The 3,229-nt window shown below is 40.3% G+C and carries 4 protein-coding genes and 1 pseudogene; 1 reads left to right on the forward strand and 4 read right to left on the reverse strand.

All coding sequences use genetic code 11. The annotated features are described in order from the left end of the window. The 4 genes and pseudogenes from Q0017_RS13550 to Q0017_RS13565 form a co-directional block, all read right to left on the reverse strand. A pseudogene (locus tag Q0017_RS13550) lies at nucleotides 1-96 on the reverse strand (DNA-binding response regulator); the annotation flags it as partial. Nucleotides 97-206: 110 nt separating this feature from the next. Further along, nucleotides 207-674, reverse strand: coding sequence for a Cys-tRNA(Pro) deacylase (gene ybaK, locus Q0017_RS13555; protein WP_298147953.1), 468 nt, complete (start codon nucleotides 672-674; stop codon nucleotides 207-209). A 121-nt stretch (nucleotides 675-795) separates the two neighbouring features. After that, nucleotides 796-1,392, reverse strand: coding sequence for a nitroreductase family protein (locus Q0017_RS13560; protein WP_298147945.1), 597 nt, complete (start codon nucleotides 1,390-1,392; stop codon nucleotides 796-798). A gap of 48 nt (nucleotides 1,393-1,440) precedes the next feature. Then, a complete protein-coding gene (locus Q0017_RS13565; RefSeq protein WP_298147948.1) occupies nucleotides 1,441-2,142 on the reverse strand; it encodes a pirin family protein in 702 nt (233 codons plus the stop codon). Between the two features lie 127 nt (nucleotides 2,143-2,269). Here Q0017_RS13565 and Q0017_RS13570 point away from each other — a divergent pair, with 127 nt between their 5' ends. Further along, nucleotides 2,270-3,184, forward strand: a complete 915-nt coding sequence (locus tag Q0017_RS13570; RefSeq protein WP_298147950.1) for a LysR family transcriptional regulator — start codon at nucleotides 2,270-2,272, stop codon at nucleotides 3,182-3,184. The last annotated feature ends 45 nt before the right edge of the window (nucleotides 3,185-3,229 follow it).

Here is a 3,229-nt window from a genome sequence, read left to right on the forward strand (position 1 = left end):
TTCTAAACACTGGTAATCAGCCATTTCTAAAGCCATAACTAGCATTTCACGAATTGGCGCTTCATCATCAACAATTAGTATTTTTTTAGCTGTCATCACCTTTTACCTTCTAGGCTAATTAATTTTTTCTAGACTATTACAGCTGCATGACAAAATGATGACTATTTTAGTTAAAGAACTAAAACTGCTGCACTAACACGTTGAACCTAAGAAATAATTTTAGCCAGTAGGCCACTGGTTAGCTTTATTAAATCATCGGGGGCTAATTCTATTTCTAACCCTCTACGACCCGCACTAACATAAATTGTGCTGTAATTTTTTGCTGATGAATCAATCACCGTTTTAAGTCGTTTCTTTTGTCCCAGTGGGCTTACGCCACCTAAAACATAACCTGTCGAACGTTCAACATCCGCCTTATCAGCCATAACTGCCTTTTTTGCACCTAGCGCCTTTGCAATAAGCTTCATACTCAGCAAAGATGAAACAGGAAGAATACCTACAACCAAGTCATTATTATCCAGAGCCACAACTAAGGTTTTAAACACTCTATCTTCAGCTACACCCATTTTTTCGGCGGCTTCTAGTCCATAAGATTCGCTCGACTCATCATGTGAATACTCATGTATTTTATGTGTAATTTTAGCTTTTTTGACTAGATTGATTCCAGGTGTCATTTCCATCTCGCACGTCTAATTATTTAACAAAAAAAACAGGTAAACCAGCCTATTAAGCTAATTTACCTGCTATTAAAAAGAATTACTTTAAGTGCTTATAGAAAATGCTTAGAAAAAATCCTTATAGGACGATAAAGCGATCTTCATCAGCCATAAATTCTTTTTCTGAAAACTCACCCTGGTGTGAACCAAAAGGCATTTGCGCACGTAGTTTCCAGCTTGCAGGAATATTCCACTCAGCTGCTACGGCTGCATCAGGTAATGGATTATAGTGCTGCAAACTTGCACCAATATTGGCTTCAGCTAGCGCAGTCCATACCGCAAACTGAGCAATACCTGTTGAGTGCTCAGACCAAATAGGGAAGTTGTCAGCATAAAGTGCAAAGTTTTCTTGCAAGCCTTTTACAACATCTTGATCCTCATAAAAAAGCACTGTTCCAGCACCTGCTGCAAAGCTATTAATTTTTGCTTCTGTTGGAGCAAAATCTTCAGCAGGAACAATTTTTTGAAGTTCGTTTTTAACGATATCCCAAAACTTTTCATGCTGTGCGCCATATAAAATAACCGCACGTGAACTTTGTGAATTAAATGCTGAAGGCGATTGGCGAATTGCCTCTTTAATAATTTCAGTTACTTCTTGCTCTGCTAGGGGTAGGTCTTTACCCAAGGCATACTGACTACGACGCTTTTTTAACGCTTCTAAAAACTGCTGACTCATTTTATAAACTCCAATGTTTGTTACAAAAAATAGTGGGGTAGTGCTAGGTTAACTTGCGTCAACTAAAACCAGTTCAGCTTCTTCTAGGGCTGTAATAATAATTTTTTCTTCTTGATGAATGGCTGCACCATCACGTGCATTAAATTGCTGGCCATTAATATCTATTTTGCCTTTGGCAGCAACTAAATAACCATAACGATCAGCACTAGCAAAGCTGTACTCTAGTTGTTCACCCGCTTTTAATGTTGCGCCTAAAACTCGCGCATCGGTACGAATTGGTAAGGCTTCAGTGTCTTCAGAAAAACCACTGGCTAAGACTATAAAACGGCCAGAGCGTTCATCTTTTGGAAAAGGTTGCGCTCCCCAAGAGGGGCTAGTAGGTTTTTGGTTTGATTCAATCCAAATTTGGAAAATGCGTGTTTCTACTGCTTCCAAGTTATATTCAGAGTGTACAATACCACTACCTGCACTCATCACTTGCACATCACCCGCTTCGGTACGGCCTTTATTACCTAGGCTGTCTTCATGGGTAATGGCACCTTCTCTTACATAGGTGATAATTTCCATATCTTTATGGGGGTGCGACGGGAAGCCTGTATTGGGCTGAATAATGTCATCATTCCAAACGCGTAAGGAGCCCCAACTCATGTGTTTTGCATCGTAATAGTTGGCAAACGAAAAATGGTGTTTAGCATCTAGCCAACCATGGTTTGCTCCACCTAAGCTTTCAAATGAACGATGTTCAATCATAGGGTCTCCTTTAACTCAATGTTATTTAACATGAATTCAGTATAGTGTTTTACCCTCTTGTAGAGAATCCCTAAAATGGAATAGCAGCCTTTCCAATTCTGATGACTCAATTTGCTAAGGTGTATAAGTGCAACGTTTACCTGATTTTGAAGCTTGGGCTATTTTTGCCACCATTGCTCGCGAAGGATCTTTTGCTAAAGCAGCAAAGGTTTTAAGCTTGTCTCAAGCAACCGTTTCTAAGGTAATTACTCGCTTAGAAGCGCGTACCAAAACTACCCTTTTTCACCGCACTTCACGCGGTATTTCTTTAACAGAAAGTGGCTATGGCGTATTAGAAGGCGCTAACGATCTGCTTAACATGGGTGAAGAGGTTGAGGCTGATATTAAAGAACAGTCAGAAAGTTTACGTGGGTTAATTCGTATTTCATCACCTATGTCCTTTGGCTTAAGTAACTTAGCACCTTTATTACCAGACTTTCTTGAAAAACACCCAGATATAGAAATCGATATTCAGTTTAATGATCAGCAAGTTGACTTGGTAACAGGCCGTTTTGATTTTTCTTTACGCATTGCTAACCTAGTCGATTCCAGTTTATTAGCAAGGCGTTTATGCCCTATTAATATTCTTCTAGTGGGTTCCCCTGCTTACTTTTCCAAACATGGCACACCCAAGCACCCAAGTGATTTAGCCGATCACCAAGCCTTACTTTATTCTTACGATAACTATGGCACTAACTGGCGTTTTACCCATGCTGAAGAAGGAAAATTTAGCCAAGCTTTACCGCCTAGTCGCTTACGCGTAAATAATGGTGATGCTTTACAACCGGCATTAAAACGCGGCTTGGGCTTAGCTCTACAGCCAGATTTTTTAGTGTGGGAAGGTCTACAAAGTGGTGAACTTATTCAAGTTATGTGCGATTGGAAGGTGGCACCGATTGCCTTGTATATTATTACGCCACCCGGACGACTTCGCCCAGCGCGAGTAAAAGCTTTTATTGAATACCTAGTTCACCGCCTAAGCCATGCGCCTTGGAGCAATTGATAACGCTAAGTGGAAAATGACAAGTAAAGCAACTACCCACGTTAG

Source organism: uncultured Acinetobacter sp., from assembly GCF_947624825.1.
Lineage (GTDB): Bacteria > Pseudomonadota > Gammaproteobacteria > Pseudomonadales > Moraxellaceae > Acinetobacter.